We start from the raw sequence: 19080 nt of genomic DNA, 5'->3' as shown, positions 1-19080 counted from the left end.
GCACCTCCGGCTGCCTGCCTGTAACTACCACTTTGCGTATCTGCTGTTGAGCAGACTGCCACCAAGGTGCTTCCTACCGCTGGGAAACAGTGGATATGCGGCGCGTACGCGTCAGTTCGGGCACGTTCCGGATACTCCGGACCCCGGGCGGGCCCGAGGCGGGCCCGAGGCGGGCCCAGGGCAGACACGGGGGCGGACACGGGGGCGGACACGGCCGAGCGGGGCGACGAGGCGCGTACTGCTCGTACGCCTCACCGCCCCGCTCGGACCAGCGGCTCCCGGAACCGGGTCTCAGGGGTGCTGTGTTACTGCCGTGGAACTGCGGCTCAGTGCACCACGGCGCGGGCCATCGCACCTCGGCGCGGCTGCATCGGGACCCCGCGAGCGGGTTCCGGCGCACCGGGCCTGGTGCCTGGTCCGGCCTGCCGCCCGGCAGGGGCGGCGGGGTTGCGGCGTGGCTGTGCGGCCGCGCCGTTCTGCACGTCCATGACGGCGTGGGCGACGAGCCCGCCCATCGGGTCGTGCCGGATCAAGTCCCGCAGCCTGGAACGAGAGGACCGTCCCTCGTTGCCCGGATACAGGTGCTTGCCGAGACCGACCGCGTGGGCCAGGGCGGCGAGCGCGGCGGTCCGCGGGTCCGGCGGTACGCCGGTGCGGATCGCCGAATCCAGCCGGCCACGGATCTCCCGGGTGACGGCGTTGTCCGTCGCCTGGTACCGAGTGGTCGGCAGCACCCCGCACATCTGCCCCGCTACGGCGGCGACCATGCCGCACCGTTCGAGATGCGCGAGATAGATCTGGCGAAGGCCCAGACGCGGCCCGCCGATCCAGTGAACAGCCCGTACGGGAGCGCCACGCCGTCGCAGCAACTCCAACGCACAGTCCAAAGTCGGATCTCCAGTCGGCCGTGGCTGCACCACGGCGATACGATCCCCGTCTGGGGCTATCCGTCCGGCCAGCGCCAGCTCTACTAGCTGTGCTCCGGCCAGACCGAGGTCGAGCGACTGCGGCTGTGCAGTGGTACCCGTGGCCGGGTCCAGTGCCAGCAGCAGAAGCTCCTCCGGAAGTGTTCTGCGGCTCCTGCCCATCCATGCCTCCCCGCGTGGATGAATGACAGGGTGACCCCTCTCACATTGGTCTGTCGAGGGTGCGTGACCGGTTCGTAAGGGAACCGGTAGGTATGTCGTTCTCGTCTACCGCAGGGGCTAAGCCCGCACACAGGACACTGGTACATGGTTCGGACAGCGCACGGCAACGTGCGAAGCGTGGAGGAGGCATCGGTGGCGGGCGAGTCCCCCGACAGGTCGAAGCAGCGCGAGTCGTCGGCAGAACCGACGTCGGGGAGCGCGGATTCGGTTCCCGAAGCACCCGACCCGCGACTGGCGGTGGCCGCCGGGAAGGAGACCGCCGGCGGCGTGGACACCGCCACCCGGGTCTTCTCGGTACGGGACCTGAAGACGGCCGACGAGACCGGCGAGACCGGCGAGGACGACACGAAGCTCCGCGACGCGGTGGCGGCGTGGGTCCGCACGGGCGAGCCGGCGGAGGACGCGGCGGCGAGCGCCGAGGACGCCACGGACCCGGAGGCCCCCGAGGCGGCCACGGAGGCCGAGGAGGGCCCTGAGACGCCCGAGGAGCGCCAGGAGGCCCCGGAAGCCCCGGAGAACGCCGACAAGACCGCTACGGCGCCTGAGGCAACGACCACCCCGGAGCCGGCGGACACCGACCCCGGCGACGAGCCGAAGGCCCCTGCCGAGCCAGAAGACGCCGCCCCCCAGGGCGAGTCGGCGACAACCGCCGCCCCCGAGGACGCCAAGCCGACGACGACGGCCGCCCCCGAGCCCCAAGACGCCACCCCCCAGGACAAGCCCAAGGCGGCAGACGAGCCCGAGGACGCCAAGCCCGGCACCAAGCCGAAGGCAACGGGCGAACCCGAGGACGCCAAGCCCGAGGCGGCCGCCGAACCCGAGGACGCCAAGCCCGGCACCAAGCCGCAGGCCACGGGCGAACCCGAGGACGCCAAGCCCGAGGCGGCCGCCGAGCCCCAGGACGCCAAGCCCGGCACCAAACCGCAGGCCACGGACGAGCCCGAGGACGCCAAGCCCGAGGCGGCCGCCGAACCCGAGGACGCCAAGCCCGGCACCAAGCCGCAGGCAACGGGCGAGCCCGAGGACGCCAAGCCCGAGGCGGCCGCCGAACCCGAGGACGCCAAGCCCGGCACCGAGCCGCAGGCAACGGGCGAGCCCGAAGACGCCGTGCCCGGTGGCAAGTCCGAGGGCGCGGGTGAGATTCAGGGCGTCAAGTCCGGGTCGGTGGGCGGTGGTTCCGGCTCCGGGGACGGCGGTGCGGACGCCGACGGCGAGGAGGGACCGCAGGGGCCACCCGCGGCCGACGACGATGGCCGCACGGGTGGTGCGGGCGGGAAGACCGGCGGTGCCGAAGGCGAAGCCGAGGCCGAGCCCGCGGCCGAGGCCCAGCCCGCGGCCGCCGTCGACCAGCCCACGACCATGCTCAAGGCCCCCCGCCCCCCGCAGGTCGACCAGCCCACCACCATGCTCAAGCTGGGCGACGCCAAGCCCAAGCCCAAGCCCAAGCCGAAGACCCCCGACGCCGAGGCCGACGCCGAGCGCACCAGCAGGTTCGTCGCCCTCAAGTCGGACATAAAGCAGGACCCGAAGCCCGAGCCCGCCTCCACCACCCGCACCACCGTCCTCCCCCAGATCGGCCCCGAGCGCACCACCCAGCAGCCGCTTCCCCCGAAGCCCCCGCTGGACCTGCTCGCCGAGCTGACCAACACGCCCCCGCCGCCGGAGACCCCGGTCAGGACCCTCTTCCGCCGGGTCAAGATCTGGACGCCCCTGGTCATCGTCGCCCTGATCATCTTTGCGGTCGTACAGACTCTGCGCCCGCTCCCCCAGCCCACCCTCGGCCTCACCGCGAAGGACACGTACACCTTCGACGGCAGCGCGGTGGACATCCCCTGGCCGGCGGACGGCCAGGCGGCTCTCGACGTCCAGGGCATCGGCACGTTCGGCTCCTCCGGCGACCAGAAGCCGGTGCCGATCGCGAGCGTCGCCAAGGTGATGACCGCGTACATCATCCTGCGCGACCACCCGCTGAAGAGCGGCGCCGCCGGCCCGAAGATCGGGATCGACCAGGCCGCCCAGGACCAGGCGAACGCCGGCCAGGAGTCGACCGTCGACGTGACGGCCGGCGACTCGATCACCCAGCGCGAGGCGCTGGAGAGCATCCTCATCGCCTCCGCCAACAACGTGGCCCGCCTGCTGGCGCGCTGGGACGCGGGTTCCGAGAAGGCGTTCGTGGCGAAGATGAACGCCACCGCGAAGAAGCTCGGCATGACGAACACGACGTACACCGACCCGTCGGGCCTCACGGACTCCACGGTGTCCACCGCGGTGGACCAGGTGAAGCTGGCCAAGACCGCCATGGCGAGCGAGCCGTCCTTCCGCGAGGTCGCCGCGATGATGTCGTACGACGACTACAAGGGTGTCAACCACTCCAACTGGAACCAGCTGGTCGGCCACAACGACGTCGTGGGCATCAAGACCGGCACCACCACCTCCGCCCTCGGCAACCTGGTCTTCGCCGCGAAGAAGACGGTCGGCGGCGAGACCCGCACGATCATCGGCGCGGTGCTGCGGCAGCCGGCCAGCGCCGCCTCGGACAACAGCATCCTCACCGCCGCCCTGAACGGCGGCGACAAGCTGATCCGGGCGGCCCAGGCCGCGCTGAAGCCGGCGAAGATCTTCGTCAAGGGCGAAGTCGTCGGGTACGTGGACGACGGGCTCGGCGGCCTCACCCCGGTGGTGGCGACGCAGGACGTCACCGCCGTCGGCTGGTCGAAGCTGAAGGTGAAGGTGTCGTTCCAGGCGGAGGCGGGCGGCGTGCCGCACAGCGCGAAGGCCGGCACCAAGGTCGGCACCCTCACCGTGGGTGACGGATCCGGCTCCGCCGTCCGGGTTCCGGTCGCCTTGTCGAAGGATCTCGTCGAGCCCGGGTTCACGAGCAAGCTGACCCGCCTCGGCTGACCCATAACCGGCATTCCGTCACCGCACCCCGCCGATGGCGCCCCACCCAGGGGCCCCGCGGCGGGGTGCGTGCTAGCGTCGCGAATCGGGGCAGGTCGCCGGTCGCCGGGACTCGGCCGCAAACTGGACGGAAAGCGGCCGGTAACACCGTGGAACACGGCCGAGAACAGAAGACGGGACACGGGGAGTGCCTTCAGGTGGCCACAGCGGAGCCGACACGCGCCGACAACGCCGATCCGGGCCCGGTATCGGGCCCGCGAATAGCCCTGCCGCCGGCAGCGGCAGACCATACGGAGCGTAAGCTCGGCGACCGGCTGCTGCGGGCTTCCGAACCGCTGCGGCGGCGCCTGCTGCGCCACCCGGTGCTGTCGGTCACGGCCCTCGCCGGCGTCCTGCACATCATCTGGTTCTTCACGTTCGCGAACAGCGGCGGCGATCTCGCGGCGCAGGACGCCTGGGCCGAGTTCGTCGGCCGGCACCCGGACTCGGCGTACAACCTCGCCTGGTACGGCGGCATGCACCCGGTGTCGTACAGCGTGGTGTCGCCGTACCTGATGTCGCTGATCGGTGTCCGTACGACGATGATGCTCGCCGGCACCGTCTCGGCCGGTCTGCTGACCCTGCTCCTCATCCGCAGCCGCGCGGTGAAGAACCCCCTGTGGGCCGCGCTCGCCGGGGTGTTCGCGCTGATCTGCAACGCGCTGTCCGGGCGGGTCACCTTCGGGCTGGGCACGATGTTCGCGCTGGCCTCGGTCGGGGCGGTGTTCTGCTGGCCGTACCGCTGGCGTCTCAAGAGGTGGGCGAAGGCGCTCGTCGCGGCGCCGTTCGCCGCGCTCGCCACCATGTCGTCGCCCGTGGCCGGGCTCTTCGTCGGCCTGGTCGCGGTCGCGCTGTTCCTGCAGAAGCGGCGGCCGGGTGCCTGGGCGCTCGGCCTGGCGCCCGCGGCCGTGGTGGCGGTCTCCGCCTGGCTGTTCCCGTTCTCCGGCACCCAGCCGATGGGCTTCGGCTCGGTGATCATGCCGCTGTCGTACGGCCTGCTCTGCCTCTTCCTGGTCCCGAAGGAGTGGAAGACGGTCCGGCTGACGGCGGCCGTGTACAGCGTCAGCGTGGTGCTGGTGTGGCTGGTCAGCTCGCAGATCGGCTCGAACATCTCGCGGCTGCCGATGCTGTTCGCGGGCGCGACGCTGATCGCGGCCCTCCCGTACACGGTCCCGCGCTCGCGCAAGTACTACGTCACCGTCCTGGCGTTCCTCGGCAGCGTCGGCTGGATCGGCTTCAAGTCCGTCGACGACATCGTCCATACGACCCCGGCCGCGTCCTGGGCCCGCGAGCTCGCCCCGCTGGTCCACCAGCTCCAGCAGGTCGGCGCCGAGAAGGGCCGCGTCGAGGTGGTCCCGGCCCGCTCGCACCGGGAGGCGTCCGCGCTCGCGCCGTACGTCAACCTGGCCCGCGGCTGGAACCGCCAGGCCGACATGGAGCGCAACCCGCTCTTCTACGACGACACCCTGAACTCCGCGAACTACCACGAGTGGCTGCAGCGCTGGGCCGTGCACTTCGTCGTCGTGCCGAAGGACCAGCCCGACGGCGACGGCGGCGGCGAACGGGAGCGAGCGCTGGTGCAGCGCGGGATGCCGTACCTGAAGCAAATCTGGGGCGACGCCAACTGGCAGCTGTTCCGGGTGACCGATCCGGTGCCGCTCGCCGAGCCGAACGCCGTGGTGGACAGCGCCGAGCAGGGCGAGCTGACCATCGAGGTCCGCAAGGCCGGCCGCATCCTGATCCGGATCCCGTACTCGCCCTGGCTGAGCATCGTCGACGCGGACGGCAAGAGCCTGAAGCCGCCCCAGGAGACCGAGGCCTCCAAGCACCGGGCCGACGGCAGCCCGAAGACGTACACCAACGTCAACGGCTGCCTGATGGAGACACCGGAGGACGCGAAGGGGGACCAGTGGACGATGCTGCTGGCGCCGCGGTCCGGGACGTACCGGCTGGCGGCGCCGTACCAGCTGCCGCGGGGCACACCCTGCCCCGACGAGCTGAAGTGACCGGCCCGCACAACTGACATGACTGGCTGCATGACAGGTGGATTGACTCTCTGAGTCAATCCACCTCATTTTCATATATTCCCAGCTCAGAACCGTGATCCAGGGGGCCGAAGAGGCCTTTCCCGGCCCCCGTGCGCCCATTTTCTTTACTTTTTACTTGACTCTCAATGACGGGCTCAGTTGACTGATTGGCATTGATTCGTCGGCCGAGGAGGCAGCGCAGTCATGGGGGACGAGACGTTAGGGATAATCCTGGCGGGAGGCCGGGGCGAACGCGCCAAGCCGCTCACCCTTGCCTCCTCGGACTACATCCGCAGCAAGGCGCTCATCCCGTTCGCCGGCCGGCCCGTCGTCGAATGGCTCGTCGAGAACTGCCGGGACCAGGGCATCCGCCGCTTCTACGTGGTCGCCCAGGGCGCCGAGAACCACAGCCAGATCAAGCTCGTGCTCGGCCGCGGCGAGCGGTTCGGCGTCGAGATCCACTACTCCCGGGCCCGGCTCGACCGCTACAACGTCGGCTCGGGCGCCGCCACCCTGCACAACCTCGAACGATGGGACCTGACCGGCCGCGCCCTGGTCATGCCGGTCGACTCCGTCTTCGAGTTCTCGCTGCCCGTGCTGACCGACGCGCACGACGCCGCCGACGCCGTCGTGACCGTCGCCTCCGTCGGCCGCACGGCCGAGGAGATCGCCGGCAAGTACGGCGTGATGCAGAAGGCCGCGGACGGCACCGTCTCCGGCTTCCTGGAGAAGCCCGCCCTCGACCGCATCCACCGCCTCTTCCCCGAGACATCGTTGCCAGGCAACGGCTTCACCCTGCCCACCAACGCGGGCATGTACCTGGTCGACTGCGGCCGCCTGCGGCTGGCGGCCCGCACCCCCGAGATGATCCGGCTCGCCCAGCAGCGCCTGGACTGGGGCGGCGACCTGCTGCCCTGGCTGGTCCGGCGGGGCCTGCCGGTCGCGGCCGCGCCCATCGACCGGCTCGGCGACCTCGGCAGCATCCCGGACTACCTGGCCACCCTCGGCGACGTGCTGCGCGGCCGCTACCGCTGGATGAGCCGGGCCATGGGCGCGCCGGTGAGCACCGACCCGCCGTACTGGATCCACGAGTCGAGCCTGCGCACCAAGGACAGCGTGCACGGCACCACCCTCGCCCAGAAGATCTCCGAGGGCAGCGTGGTGGTCGGCCCCGCCGTGCGCATCGGGCGCAACGCCGAGATCGGCCCCGGGGTGAAGCTGCGCTACACGGACGTCGGCGACGACGTCGACATCGACGAGGGCGTCCGGCTCAGCCGGGCGGCGATCGGCGACGGTGCCGTCGTCGGGCCGTACGCCCGTGTCACCGACTCGTACGTGGGGCCCATGGCGCAGGTGCACTCCGCACGCGACAACCCCGTCCGGCTCGTCCACTCGGCGATCGGCGAGGCCGCCGACCTGCGTCCCGGCACCCGCTTCTCGGGGGTGAGCGTCTATCCGCGGCTGCGGGTCCCCGCCCTCACCGGTCTGCCCACCGGCACCCATCTGACCAGCTCCGACGACATCCTGCGCTGGATCTGACCGGATCCGGCCGCGCCCCGGCACCCACCCGCTCCTTCCCGCACCCCATACGTCCGGCTCGGCTACCGCCCTGGGGAGTTTTCTCGATGGACACGATGGACAGCCCGATCGCAGTCATAGGAGGGACCGGCCGGGTCGGCCGGCTCGTCACCCGGCAGTTACTGGCCCGGGGCGAGACCGTCCGGGTCATCGGCCGCAGCACCCAGCGCGCCCGGCGGCACATGCCCGCGCAGGCGCAGTACTTCACGGCCGACGTACGCGACCCCGGCACGCTCCGCACCCCCCTGCACGGGTGCGCCGCCGTCGTCTACGCCGTGGAACCGGGCACCGACGCGGCCGGCCCGGACAGCCCGGAGTCGACCCTGCACGGCGGTGTCCGCCACGTCCTCGACGTGCTGGGCGCCGCCCTGGCCGGCCGGCACTTCGTGCTCGTCAGCCAGCGGCACGTCACCCGCCGCGACCACCCCATGAACGCCTACGGCAGGATGCTGGACTGGCGGCTGGCCGGCGAGGACGCGGTCCGCTCCTCGGGCCTGCCCTACACGGTGATCCGGCCGGGCTGGCTGACCGACGAGCCCGGACACGGCGTGCTGCACCTGGAACAGGGCGACGCCGGCGACGGGTTCGTGGCCCGCGCGCACGTCGCCGAGGCCTGCGTGCGGGCGCTCAACTCGCCCGCGGCGCGCGGCGTGACGTTCGAGATGCGCAGCGAGACCGGCCCGGCCTCCGGCCCCGTGCCCTGGGGCGAGCTCTTCGCCGGGCTGCGCGCCGACGCCCCGGCCGGGACCAGGGCGGTGTTCGCATGAGCGTCTCGACCGAGGCCCAGGACCAGCCGGCCGCCACCGCCACGACCGCCGCCGCCACCACCACCACCACGGGTACCACGAACACGTACATGACCCTGCCCGCCGACCACGACACCGAGACCGGCACCCCCGACGTCCCCCAGCCCGGCGTCACCCCGGGCCACCCGCAGCCGCTGGGCAGCACCGTCGACGCCGACGGGGTCAACTTCTCGGTCTTCTCCGAGCACGCCACCCGCGTCGACCTGCTGCTGTTCGAGCACTGCGACAGTCCGCAGCCCTACCGGACCATCCGGCTGCGCCCGGAGCGGCACCGCAGCTTCCACTTCTGGCACTGCCATGTGCAGGGGCTGGGCGCCGGCCAGGTCTACGCCTACCGCATCGAGGGGCCGCGCGACCCCGTCGCCGGGGGCAGCCGCTTCGACCACCGCAAGGTGCTGCTCGACCCCTACGCCCGCGCCAACGTCAACAGCCGCTGGGAGCGGACCCGCGCGATCGGCCCCGGGGACAACGCCGAGTACTCCATGCGCAGCCTGGTCGTCGACCTGGACGACTACGACTGGGAGGGCGACGCCCCGCTGCGCACCCCCATGGCCGACACCGTCGTCTACGAGATGCACGTACGCGGCTTCACCGCCTCGCCGACCTCCGGGGCGGACCACCCCGGGACCTTCTCGGCCGTCATCGAGAAGATCCCGCACCTGAAGGAACTCGGCGTCACCGCGGTGGAGTTGCTGCCGGTCTTCGACTTCGACGAGACCCAGGTCCTGCGTACCGGCTCCGACGGCACACCGCTGCGCAACTACTGGGGCTACGACCCGTACGGGTTCTTCGCCCCGCACACCGGCTACTGCTCCAGCCCCCATCTGGCCACCCACATCACCGAGTTCCGCGACATGGTGAAGGCGTTCCACAAGGCGGGCATCGAGGTCATCCTCGACGTGGTCTTCAACCACACCAGCGAGGGAAACGAGTTCGGGCCGACGATCAGTTTCCGGGGCGCGGCGAACGAGGCCTACTACCACCTGTGGCCGCAGGACCGCTCGCACTACATGGACTTCACGGGGTGCGGCAACGCGGTCAACGCCAACCACCCGATCGTCACCAAGTTCATCCTGGAGTCGCTGGAGTACTGGGTCTCCGAGCACCACGTCGACGGCTTCCGCTTCGACCTCGCCTCGGAGCTGTCCCGCGGCCCGATGGGCTACGAGATGGCGGTGCCGCCCGCGCTGTGGGCGATAGAGCTGTCCCAGATCCTGGCCGAGACCAAGATCATCGCGGAGCCCTGGGACGGCGGCGGGCTCTACCAGGTGGGCCGTTTCCCCGGCAAGCGCTGGGCGCAGTGGAACGGCCCCTTCCGGGACGACGTACGGCGGTTCGTGCGCGGTGACGCGGGCATCGCCGGCGAGGTCGCCTCACGGCTCGGCGGCTCGGCCGACCTGTTCGCCCCGCAGGAGGAACTGCCCACCAACAGCATCAACTTCGTGACCTGCCACGACGGGTTCACCCTCAACGACCTGGTCAGCTACGACACCAAGCACAACCACGCCAACGGTGAGGCGAACGCCGACGGGGCGAACGAGAACTACAGCTGGAACTGCGGCTCCGAGGGACCCACGGACGACCCCGAGGTCGAGGGGCTGCGGGTGCGGCAGGTCAAGAACCTGCTGTCGGTCCTCATGCTCAGCCGCGGCGTCCCGATGCTCCTGGCCGGCGACGAGTTCCGCAACAGCCAGGCCGGCAACAACAACGGCTACTGCCAGGACGGCCCGCTCTCCTGGCTCGACTGGGAGCAGGCGGACACCGAACGGGAGACGCTCGGGTTCACCCGGGGTGTCATCGGGCTGCGCAAGCGCTACCGCACCTTCCGTGAGCCGCAGTTCTTCTCCGAGCGGCTCAACCCCCGCCTCCTGCCGGACATCACCTGGCACGGCACACGACTGCACCAGCCGGGCTGGGAGAACCCCGACGCCCATGTGCTGGCCTGCACGTACGGCGGTTTCGACGGTGACCCGGACCTGCACCTGGTCCTCAACATGTACCACCTGGGCCTCGACTTCGAGCTGCCCGTCCTGCCCGGCCATCGCTGGCACCGCGTACTGGACACGGCCCGGCCGGCCCCGCACGAGATCCTCCCGCCCGGCGCGGAGGAACCGGTCGACGGTCCCACCTATCACGCCCAGGGCCGCAGCGTCGTGCTGCTGGCGGCCCTGCCCGACGAGAAGGGCACGCGACGATGAGCGCACTCTCCCAACGACGTATCACCTCCGACACCCTGGCGGGCTACGTCACCCACTACAGCCCCACAAGGCGCATGTTCGGCCTGCGCAGCCCGGACGGGCGTGAGTTCACGGTCCACCTGACCCACAACGCCGTCTCCCGCATCGTCCGCAACCTCGGCGACTCCTACCACGACACCACGGCCGACACCGTCGACATGCTGGCCGAGGGCCGGTTCCTGTTCGCGTACGGAATCCTCTACGAGTGGGAGGGCGGCGCCCGCTTCGACGCGAAGGAGATCACCTTCCCGGAGGAGAGCCGCGGCCAGTACGTCTTCGAGCACCCGCACTGGTGGGTGCAGCAGGCCGCCGCCATCGCCGACTTCTACCTGCGCGGCCAGTTCCCGGACGGGAACTACGACTGGCGCAACTTCCGCACCCACCTCACCCTCAGCGGCACCCACTTACCGGACTTCCACGGGCAGGACGTGCGCCAGGAGACCGACACCATCTCCCGGCTGGTGTACGGGCTGGCCACGGCCTACCTGCTGACCGGCGAGGACCGCTTCCTGGAGGCGGCCCAGTCCGGCACCGAGTACCTGCGCGAGCACATGCGGGTGGACGACCAGGCGGACGGGATCACCTACTGGTACCACGGCATCGACATCACGCCGAACGGCCACCGGCCCGTCTTCGCCTCGGAGTTCGGGGACGACTACGACGCGATCCCGATGTACGAGCAGATCTACGCGCTCGCCGGCCCCACCCAGACCTTCCGGATCACCGGCGACCCGAAGATCCTGAACGACATCGACCGCACGGTCGCCCTGTTCCAGAAGTACTTCCGCGACCCGGTCGAGGGCGGGTTCTTCTCGCACCTGGACCCGATCGCCCTCGACCCGGGCGCCGACTCGCTGGGCCGCAACCGGTCCCGCAAGAACTGGAACTCGGTCGGCGACCACGCCCCGGCCTACCTGATCAACGCCTATCTGGCGACCGGCCGTTCGGACTTCGCCGCGCTCCTGGAGGAGACCGCGGACACGATCGTCAGGCGGTTCCCGGACGAGCCCAACTCCCCGTTCGTGCAGGAACGGTTCCACGCCGACTGGAGCCCGGACCGCACCTGGGGCTGGCAGCAGGACCGCGCGGTGGTCGGCCACAACCTGAAGATCACCTGGAACCTGACCCGCATCAAGGCCCTGCACGACAAGCCCGAGTACGGCACCACGGCGGAGCGGATCGCCGAGCTGATGCCCGCGGTGGGCAGCGACGGCCTGCGCAGCGGCTGGTACGACGTGGTGGAGCGGCAGCCCGACCCGGACAGCGGCATCCACCGCATGGTCTGGCACGACCGCAAGGCCTGGTGGCAGCAGGAGCAGGCGATCCTCGCCTACCTCATCCTGGCCGGCACCACCGACGACCCCGAGCACCTGCGGCTGGCCCGGGAGGCGGCGTCGTTCTACAACGCCTACTTCCTCGACTACGAGGACGGCGGCGTCTACTTCAACGTCCTGGCCAACGGCATCCCGTACCTGCTGGGCACCGAGCGGCTCAAGGGCAGCCACGCCATGGCGGGCTACCACGCGCTGGAGCTGTGCTACCTGTCGGCGACCTACACCGGTCTGCTGCTCGGCAACGACCCGGTGACCCTGCACTTCCGGCCGCGCCCCGACGACCTCCCGGAGCGGCTGCTGCGGGTGGCACCGGACCTGCTGCCGGCCGGCTCGGCGGAGCTGACCCGGGTGTGGGTGGACGGCCGGCCGTACCAGAACTTCGACGCCAAGGACCTGACCGTGCGGCTGCCCGAGGGCACCGAACCGGTGCGGGTGCGGGTGGAGCTGGAGCCCGCGCAGATGCGGCTGCGGATGCGCAGCGAGTTCGACGGCGGCACCGCCCACATCAGCTGCCGCGGTGTGATCGACGCCGCCGAGCTGGGCAAGTTCCGCAGGATCCTGGGCGAGGTCATGGCGGCCACCCCCGGGCGGGTGGAGTTCCACCTCTGCGAGACCAGCGAGATGTGCCGGTCCGCCATCAACGAGCTGCTGTTCCAGCGCACCAAGGCGGGGCTCGACGTCGACTTCGTGATCGTGGGCTGTGCCCTGCCGGAGGTCGCGGACGCGCTGCTCGCCACGGACGCCTTCCTGCTGGAGGGTGGTGACGACTGCAACCATGAGTGATCTCGCGACCATCGCACTCCCGTTACCGTCCGTGCGTACCCCGGGTGCCCCGCCCGGTGCCCGCGACCTGCCGGCCTACTGCGGCGAGCTGTTCGGCCAGTTCACCCGGGCCGACCAGCGGCGCTGGGGCGAGGTGTACCTGCGCGGCCTGCTGGCCGTGCCCGGCCGCAAGACGCCGGCCCGGATCACCGAACAGGTGCTGGGGCGGCGGGCGGTGCAGCAGATCCAGCAGTTCGTGAACCAGAGCCCCTGGGCGTCCGCGCCGGTGCGCGGCCGGCTGGCCGGGCAGATGGTCCGGGCCTTCCGGGCCGAGGCCTGGTCGGTGGACGAGGTCGTCTTCGCCAAGAACGGCGACCGCTCGGTCGGCGTGGCCCGCCAGTACGCGGCCTCCCAGGAGCGCACCGTCAACTGCCAGCTGGCGCTGGCGACCTCGCTGGTGGGACATGCCGGCGGGGTCCCGGTGAACTGGCGCCTTGTGCTGCCGACCCGGTGGGACCGGGACGAGGGGCTGCGCGGCCAGGCGCACTTACCGGAGCAGGAGCGCTGCCGTCCCCGGTGGAGCTACGTACTGGAAGCACTCGACGAGATGCTCGACGAGTGGTCCCTGGAGCCGCTGCCGGTGCTGGCCGACTGGCGCGGCGACGGGGACCCGGACCCCCTGTTACGGGGTCTGGAGGCCCGCGGGCTCGGCTATGTGGTCCAGGCATCGCCGCACACGCCGGTGCTCCTCCCCCGCGGCCGGGCCGCCGTCCGGGGGGCCGGCGGCACCCTGGCCGAACTCGCCGCGCACGCCGTCCGGCAGACCGAGCGGACGTCGGTGACCTGGCACGACCCGGTGACCGAACGCATGTGGCACTCGGAGTTCCTGACCGTTCCGGTGCTGCTGCGGGCCGAGCGCTCTCCCGAGGGCTGTCCGAGCACGTCGCCGCGGCCGCGGATGCTCCTCGCGGACTGGCCCTACGGCCGGCCGCAGCCGCGGGCCTACTGGCTGACCAACCTGCCGGTGCGCCGGCTCGCGGAGATCGTGCTGCTGGCCCGGCTGCGCCGGTTCGCCGGGGAGGCGCTGGGCCGGATGCACGACGAGTTCGGCCTCGGCGACTTCGAGGGCCGCTCCTTCCGGGGCTGGCACCACCACGTGACGCTGGCCTCGGCCGCCCTCGGCTTCGACATGGTGCGCCAGCAGGCGGACGAGAGAGCCCTGAGCACACCGCATGCCTGAACAGCGCCACCGGAACGACCGGAACGGCCCCGTGCGGACAGCTCCGCACGGGGCCGCCGTGCGCGCGCTTCCGCCCCGGGCCGCCGCCGGCTCGTCTCCACCCGCGGCCGTCGCGCGCTCGCTGCCGCCCGAGACCGCCGCGCGTTCGAATCTGCCCCGTCCCGCCCCGGACTCTCTTCCACGGGCCGCCATGCGCGCGCTTCCGCCCCCGCCCGCTGCACGTTCACTTCTCCCAGCCGACCTTCGTGAAGTCGATGTCGCCGAGGCCCGGGACGCCGTAGTTGGCCAGGCCCTTGCGGACGGCGAGGATCTGGGGGCGCTGGTAGAGCTCGATGTCGTGGCCGAGGCGCCAGATCTCGGTGTCCGCCTCGTTGTAGAGGCGCTGGGCGGTGCGGGTGTCGAGGGTGCCGGCGGCCTTGTCCAGGAGCTCGTCCACCTGCGCCGAGCCGACCCGGCCGTAGTTCTCGAAGACCTGGCCGCCGGCCGGGCGCCGGTAGATGGCGTAGGCCGAGCTCGGGTACGTCAGCCCGGTGAACCGGAAGATCGCGAGGTCGAAGTTGCCCTTGTCCAGGTACTGCGGGCCGTAGGCGGAGGCGGGCACCTTCTCGATGTCGACGCGGACACCGGCCCGGGCGAGCATCTGCTGGACGAGCTGGGCCAGGTCCTCGCCGAGCCGGTTCGTGCCCTCGCTCAGCACCAGGCGCAGGGTGAGGCTGCGGCCGTCCTTGACCCTCGGCTTCCCGGCGCCCTGGCTGCGCCAGCCCGCGCGGTCGAGGGCGCGGTCGGCGGCCTCGATGTCGAAGCGGCCGTACGGGCCGGAGTCGTCGGCGTAGCCGGGCTGGTTGGTCATGTAGAAGTGGTTGCCGAGCAACGGCACCTTCACCGGCAGGCCCGCGGCCGCGACCTCGGCCAGCGCCGGGCGGTCCACGGCCTGCTGGAGGGCGTTGCGCACCGCCCGGTCGGCCAGCGGCCCGCCGGCGCCGTTCAGCGTGATGTGCACCTCGTCCCAGGCGGAGCCGATCCGGATCGCGGTGTCCTGCGCCTTCGCCAGCTGGGCGTAGGCATCGCTGGTGGCGGCGTTGACGACGTCGACCTCGCCGTTGAGGAAGGCCTGCAGGGCGGCGTCGGGGTCGAGGACGCGGAAGACGACGCGGTCGAGCCGGGGCCGGGTGCCCCACCACGCGGCGTCGCGGACGAGGGTGAGGGTCTGCGCCGTACGGTCGACGGAGGCGAGCTTGAAGGGGCCCGCGGTGACCGGGAGCCGGCCCTGCCAGTCGGAGTCGAAGCGGACCGGGCTGTCGTAGGCGACGGCCGGGAAGAGCGGGGTGAAGAGCCGGCGCCAGTCGGCGTACGGCTTCTTGAAGGTGACCTCGACGTCGTGCGCGCCGGCGCCCCGGCGGACGTCGGCGATACGGTCGTAGCCGCTCGGGTCGGCGACCAGGTACCGGTCGTCGCCACCGCCGACCGCGTGCCACTGGGCGGCGAAGTCCCGCCAGCTCAGGGCCCTGCCGTCGGACCAGCGGGCCTTCGGACTGAGCCGGTAGGTGACGACCTGGCGGGAGCCTGCGGTGGAGACGGTGGCGGAGGTCAGGTAGTCCCGCACGATGCGGGGGACGCCCTCGGCGTCGCGGGTGAAGAGCCGCGGTTCCGTCATCGTGTCGACGGTCCACACGTCGTCCAGGGCGCCGTCGACGTGGTTGAAGTTGAACTGCGTGATCATCTGCGTGATCGGCACGGTCAGGGTCCCCCCGGAGCGGAGGTCCCCGGCCGGCAGGGCGTTGATGTCGTAGGTGCCGTAGGTGGGGAGCGCCCGGTGCCGGGAGTCGTCGTGCCCGCCGGACCCGGAGCATCCGGTCGCCGTGAGGACGACGAGCGCCCAGACGGCCAGCCACGCGGACCAAGCCCGTAATCGCTCCACCTGCCAGCCTCTCCGGCGTCCCGGCACCGCCAACTACCTTGACTTTCCTGCGAATTGTGGCGACGGAGCTTAACATCACGATGTTTCCCTCAAATGAAGAGAAGGCAGACTCCATCCCCCGGCGGACGCCCGCGCACCGCCCGGGCCGTCACCCTCCGTGCCCCGTCAGGAGTGCCATGTTCTTCCTGATCGCCAGGCGCCTGGTCCGCTGCATGGTCCTGTTCCTCGTCTCCCTGGTCCTCTCCTACGCGCTCGCCTCCACCGCGCTCGATCCACGCGCGTACTTCGAGGACCGCCGGCCACCGCCGCCGGCCCGGGTCGTCGACCGCGAGCTGTCCCGGCTCGGCATGGACGACCGCGCGCCGCTGCCGGAGCGCTTCGCGCACTGGGCGGACCGCGCCGTCCACGGCGACCTGGGCCGCACCATCGACGACCAGTCCGTGAGCGCCGAGTTCGGCCGCCGGATCGGCGTGTCGGTACGGCTGCTGCTGGTGGGAACGCTGGCCGGTACGGCCGTCGGCACGCTGGCCGGGATGTGGGCGGCGGTCCGGCGCGGCGGGCTCGGCGACCGGGCGCTGGCCGGGTTCTCCTTCGCGGTGCTGTGCGTGCCCACCTTCGTGCTGGCGCTGCTCCTGAAGACCGGGGCGCTCGCGGTCAACCGGGCCGCGGGCGGCAACATCGTCAAGTACACCGGCGAGCACACCCCCGGACTGCAGGGCGACTGGACCGTCCAGCTGCGGGACACGGCGGCCCACCTGGTGCTCCCGGCGCTCTGCGTGGCGCTCGCGGCGATCGCCCTGTACAGCCGCTACCAGCGGGCCGCCACCCTGGACGTGCTCGGCGCGGACCATCTGCGCACGGCCCGCGCCAAGGGGCTCACCCCGGGGCGCGCGCTGCTGCGGCACGGGCTGCGGATCTCGCTGGTGCCGATGACGGTCTTCTTCTCCTTCGGCGTCCTCACCCTGGTCACCGGGGCCGTGTTCACCGAGCGGGTCTTCGGCTGGCCCGGCATGGGCAGCTGGCTGATCGACTCGGTGGAGAAGGGCGACGTGAACTCGGTCGTGGCGGTCGACGGCTTCGCCGCGGCCGTCGTCCTGCTGGCGGGGCTGGTCGCGGACGTCCTGCACGCGCTGCTCGACCCCCGGGTGCGGCAGCCGTGAGAGCCGGGCGGCGCGGGCGGGCCGTGCTGGGCCGGCTGGCCCGGCACCCGGGGGCGCTGTGCGGGTGCGCGCTGCTGCTGGCCCTGGTGGTGCTCGCGGTCGCCGGGCCGTACGTGTGCCGGTGGTCCTACTCGGACGTCGACTACACGGCGCTGCGGCAGCCGCCGGACGCGCGGCACTGGATGGGCACCGACCGGATCGGGCAGGACGTGTTCGCCCAGGTCGCGCACGGGCTGCGGAAGTCGCTGCTGATCGGGGTGCTGGTGGCCGCGGTCGCCACCGGTCTTGCGGCGGCGGTGGGCGCCTGCGCCGGGTACTTCGGCGGCTGGACGGACCGCTCGCTGATGTTCGTGGCGGACCTGCTGCTGGTTCTCCCCGGCTTCCTGGTCCTCGTGGTGCTCGCCCCGCGGCTGCGGCGGTGGGGCTGGCTCGCGGTGGCCGCGCTGCTCGCCCTGCTGGGCTGGATGGTCACCGCGCGGGCGGTGCGCGGCATGACCCGCTCGCTGAAGGAGCAGCAGTTCGTGGTGGTGGCGCGGCTGATGGGGGTCGGACCGGTGCGGATCATCTGGCGGCACGTGCTGCCGCACCTGGCCTCGTTCCTGATCACCGACGCGACGGTCACGGTGGCCGGGGCGGTGGTCAGCGAGGCCGGGCTGTCCTACTTCGGCTTCGGCGTCCAGCCGCCGGACGTCTCGCTGGGCACGCTGATCGCGGACGCGTCCGACGTGGCCCTGGTGTATCCGTGGATGTTCTTCTTCCCCGCGGGTCTGCTGACCGCGTTCGTCCTGGCCGTCAGCCTCCTGGGCAACGCCCTGCGCGACGCCCTGGACCCCACGACGGTACGGCCCGCCGGGCCGCCCCGCGGTGTCGTGTCGGGGCTCGCCTGATGGGCGCGGGCCCGGCGGCGCGCGGGGCGGCGAGCCCGGTCCTGGAGGTGCGCGGTCTGACGGTCGCCTTCGGGGGCGGGCGGCGGCGGGCGGCGGTGCCCGTGGTGCGCGGTGTGGATCTCGCGCTGCGCCCCGGCGAAGTGCTGGGCCTGGTGGGCGAGTCCGGCGCGGGCAAGTCGCTCACCGCGCTGTCCCTGCTCGGCCTGGCACCGCCCGGTGCCCAAGTGGGCGGTTCGGTGCGGCTGCTGGGCGAGGAGGTGCTGGGGCGGCCGGAGCGGGAGCTGGCCGGCCTCCGGGGCCGTCTGATCGCCATGGTCTTCCAGGATCCGCTGCACGCCTTCACCCCGGTGCTGCGCGTCGGCGACCAGATCGCGGAGGCCCTGCGCATCCACGAACGCCCGCGCCCGCGCCGCGAGACGGCGCTGCGGCGGGCGGTGGAGCTGCTGGACCTCGTCGGGGTGCCGCAGCCGTCCCGGGCCGCGCGCGCCCTGCCCCACCAGCTGTCCGGCGGGATGCTCCAGCGGGCCATGATCGCGATGGCGGTGGCGAACCGGCCCGCGGTCCTCGTCGCGGACGAGCCGACCAGCGCGCTCGACGTGACCGTGCAGGCCCAGGTGCTTGAGGCGCTCGCGGTCGCGCGGCGGGAAACGGGGGCGGCGCTGCTCCTGGTCACCCACGACCTCGGCGTGGTCGCGGGCACCGCGGACCGGGTCGCCGTGCTGTACGCGGGGCGGGTGGTGGAGACGGGTCCGGTGGAAGCGGTGCTCTGCCGCCCCCGGATGCCGTACACCCTCGGGCTCGTCGGCGCCGTGCCCCGCCTCGACGCCCGGGTGCCGCCCACACCGGTGCCGGGCACCGCCCCCGCACCGGGCACCGGCGGCCCGGGCTGCCCCTTCGCCCCGCGCTGCCCGCTGGCGGAACCGGAGTGCCGTACGGCCGAGCCCCCGCTCACCGGAGTGGACAGCCCGTCCCGCGCCGACGCCTCGGCACCCGACGCCCACAGGGCGGCCTGCCGGAGGATCCCGGAGGTCCGCCGCCGGACC

The 19080-nt window shown here is 72.1% G+C and carries 12 protein-coding genes; 10 read left to right on the top strand and 2 right to left on the bottom strand.

Annotation, left to right across the window (positions count from 1 at the left end; all coding sequences use genetic code 11):
• Window positions 1-326: 326 nt before the first annotated feature.
• The gene (locus SSP29_RS20275; RefSeq protein ID WP_089102093.1) at window positions 327-1088 is read right to left on the bottom strand and encodes a GOLPH3/VPS74 family protein; all 762 of its coding nucleotides are present in this window, start codon (window positions 1086-1088) and stop codon (window positions 327-329) included.
• A gap of 144 nt (window positions 1089-1232) precedes the next feature.
• Here SSP29_RS20275 and SSP29_RS20270 point away from each other — a divergent pair, with 144 nt between their 5' ends.
• The 7 genes from SSP29_RS20270 to SSP29_RS20240 all read left to right on the top strand — a co-directional run bounded on the left by SSP29_RS20270 (window position 1233) and on the right by SSP29_RS20240 (window position 14072).
• The gene (locus tag SSP29_RS20270) at window positions 1233-4049 is read left to right on the top strand and encodes a D-alanyl-D-alanine carboxypeptidase (RefSeq protein WP_150134539.1); all 2817 of its coding nucleotides are present in this window, start codon (window positions 1233-1235) and stop codon (window positions 4047-4049) included.
• Between the two features lie 197 nt (window positions 4050-4246).
• Window positions 4247-6094 (top strand): DUF8823 domain-containing protein, encoded by a 1848-nt coding sequence (locus tag SSP29_RS20265; RefSeq protein WP_150134538.1) that lies wholly within the window; start codon window positions 4247-4249, stop codon window positions 6092-6094.
• A 225-nt stretch (window positions 6095-6319) separates the two neighbouring features.
• Entirely contained in the window at window positions 6320-7654 is a 1335-nt protein-coding gene (locus SSP29_RS20260) for a nucleotidyltransferase family protein (RefSeq protein ID WP_089102091.1), read from the top strand.
• 86 nt (window positions 7655-7740) lie between these two features.
• Complete coding sequence (locus tag SSP29_RS20255; protein ID WP_150134537.1) at window positions 7741-8460, top strand: SDR family oxidoreductase; 720 nt, start codon at window positions 7741-7743, stop codon at window positions 8458-8460.
• Complete coding sequence (gene glgX / locus SSP29_RS20250) at window positions 8457-10697, top strand: glycogen debranching protein GlgX (RefSeq protein ID WP_150134536.1); 2241 nt, start codon at window positions 8457-8459, stop codon at window positions 10695-10697. Before SSP29_RS20255 ends, glgX begins: the two co-directional genes overlap by 4 nt.
• Window positions 10694-12853: an AGE family epimerase/isomerase gene (locus SSP29_RS20245; RefSeq protein WP_089102090.1), complete on the top strand. Its 2160-nt coding sequence runs from the start codon at window positions 10694-10696 to the stop codon at window positions 12851-12853. The genes glgX and SSP29_RS20245 overlap by 4 nt, the downstream gene beginning before the upstream one ends.
• Entirely contained in the window at window positions 12846-14072 is a 1227-nt protein-coding gene (locus SSP29_RS20240) for an IS701 family transposase (protein ID WP_150134535.1), read from the top strand. Before SSP29_RS20245 ends, SSP29_RS20240 begins: the two co-directional genes overlap by 8 nt.
• Before the next feature lie 223 nt (window positions 14073-14295).
• On the opposite strand, the gene SSP29_RS20235 is transcribed toward SSP29_RS20240, so the two are convergent.
• On the bottom strand, window positions 14296-16017 hold the full coding sequence (locus tag SSP29_RS20235; RefSeq protein WP_150134534.1) for an ABC transporter family substrate-binding protein: 1722 nt from the start codon (window positions 16015-16017) through the stop codon (window positions 14296-14298).
• Between the two features lie 149 nt (window positions 16018-16166).
• On the opposite strand from SSP29_RS20235, the gene SSP29_RS20230 reads away from it, so the two are divergent.
• From SSP29_RS20230 to SSP29_RS55955, 3 genes are all read left to right on the top strand, one after another.
• Window positions 16167-17150 carry an ABC transporter permease gene (locus tag SSP29_RS20230; protein WP_089102089.1) on the top strand — a complete coding sequence of 328 codons (984 nt, stop codon included), beginning with the start codon at window positions 16167-16169 and terminating at the stop codon, window positions 17148-17150.
• Entirely contained in the window at window positions 17147-18037 is an 891-nt protein-coding gene (locus tag SSP29_RS20225; protein WP_089102088.1) for an ABC transporter permease, read from the top strand. Before SSP29_RS20230 ends, SSP29_RS20225 begins: the two co-directional genes overlap by 4 nt.
• On the top strand, window positions 18037-19080 hold a 1044-nt coding region (locus tag SSP29_RS55955; protein ID WP_145968940.1), incomplete at its 3' end, for an ABC transporter ATP-binding protein. The genes SSP29_RS20225 and SSP29_RS55955, both read left to right, overlap by 1 nt.

This window comes from Streptomyces hyaluromycini, assembly GCF_002217755.1.
GTDB classification, from domain to species: domain Bacteria; phylum Actinomycetota; class Actinomycetes; order Streptomycetales; family Streptomycetaceae; genus Streptomyces; species Streptomyces hyaluromycini.
Note: the sequence above shows the minus strand (reverse complement) of the source record. Positions and strands in the feature narration are given on the sequence as shown.

Bases quoted from the DNA above. Each gene is read 5' to 3' on its own strand.
- SSP29_RS20275 (WP_089102093.1), bottom strand. From the start codon at position 1,088: ATGGGCAGGAGCCGCAGAACACTTCCGGAGGAGCTTCTGCTGCTGGCA.
- SSP29_RS20270 (WP_150134539.1), top strand. From the start codon at position 1,233: ATGGTTCGGACAGCGCACGGCAACGTGCGAAGCGTGGAGGAGGCATCG.
- SSP29_RS20260 (WP_089102091.1), top strand. From the start codon at position 6,320: ATGGGGGACGAGACGTTAGGGATAATCCTGGCGGGAGGCCGGGGCGAA.
- SSP29_RS20255 (WP_150134537.1), top strand. From the start codon at position 7,741: ATGGACACGATGGACAGCCCGATCGCAGTCATAGGAGGGACCGGCCGG.
- glgX (WP_150134536.1), top strand. From the start codon at position 8,457: ATGAGCGTCTCGACCGAGGCCCAGGACCAGCCGGCCGCCACCGCCACG.
- SSP29_RS20245 (WP_089102090.1), top strand. From the start codon at position 10,694: ATGAGCGCACTCTCCCAACGACGTATCACCTCCGACACCCTGGCGGGC.
- SSP29_RS20240 (WP_150134535.1), top strand. From the start codon at position 12,846: ATGAGTGATCTCGCGACCATCGCACTCCCGTTACCGTCCGTGCGTACC.
- SSP29_RS20230 (WP_089102089.1), top strand. From the start codon at position 16,167: ATGTTCTTCCTGATCGCCAGGCGCCTGGTCCGCTGCATGGTCCTGTTC.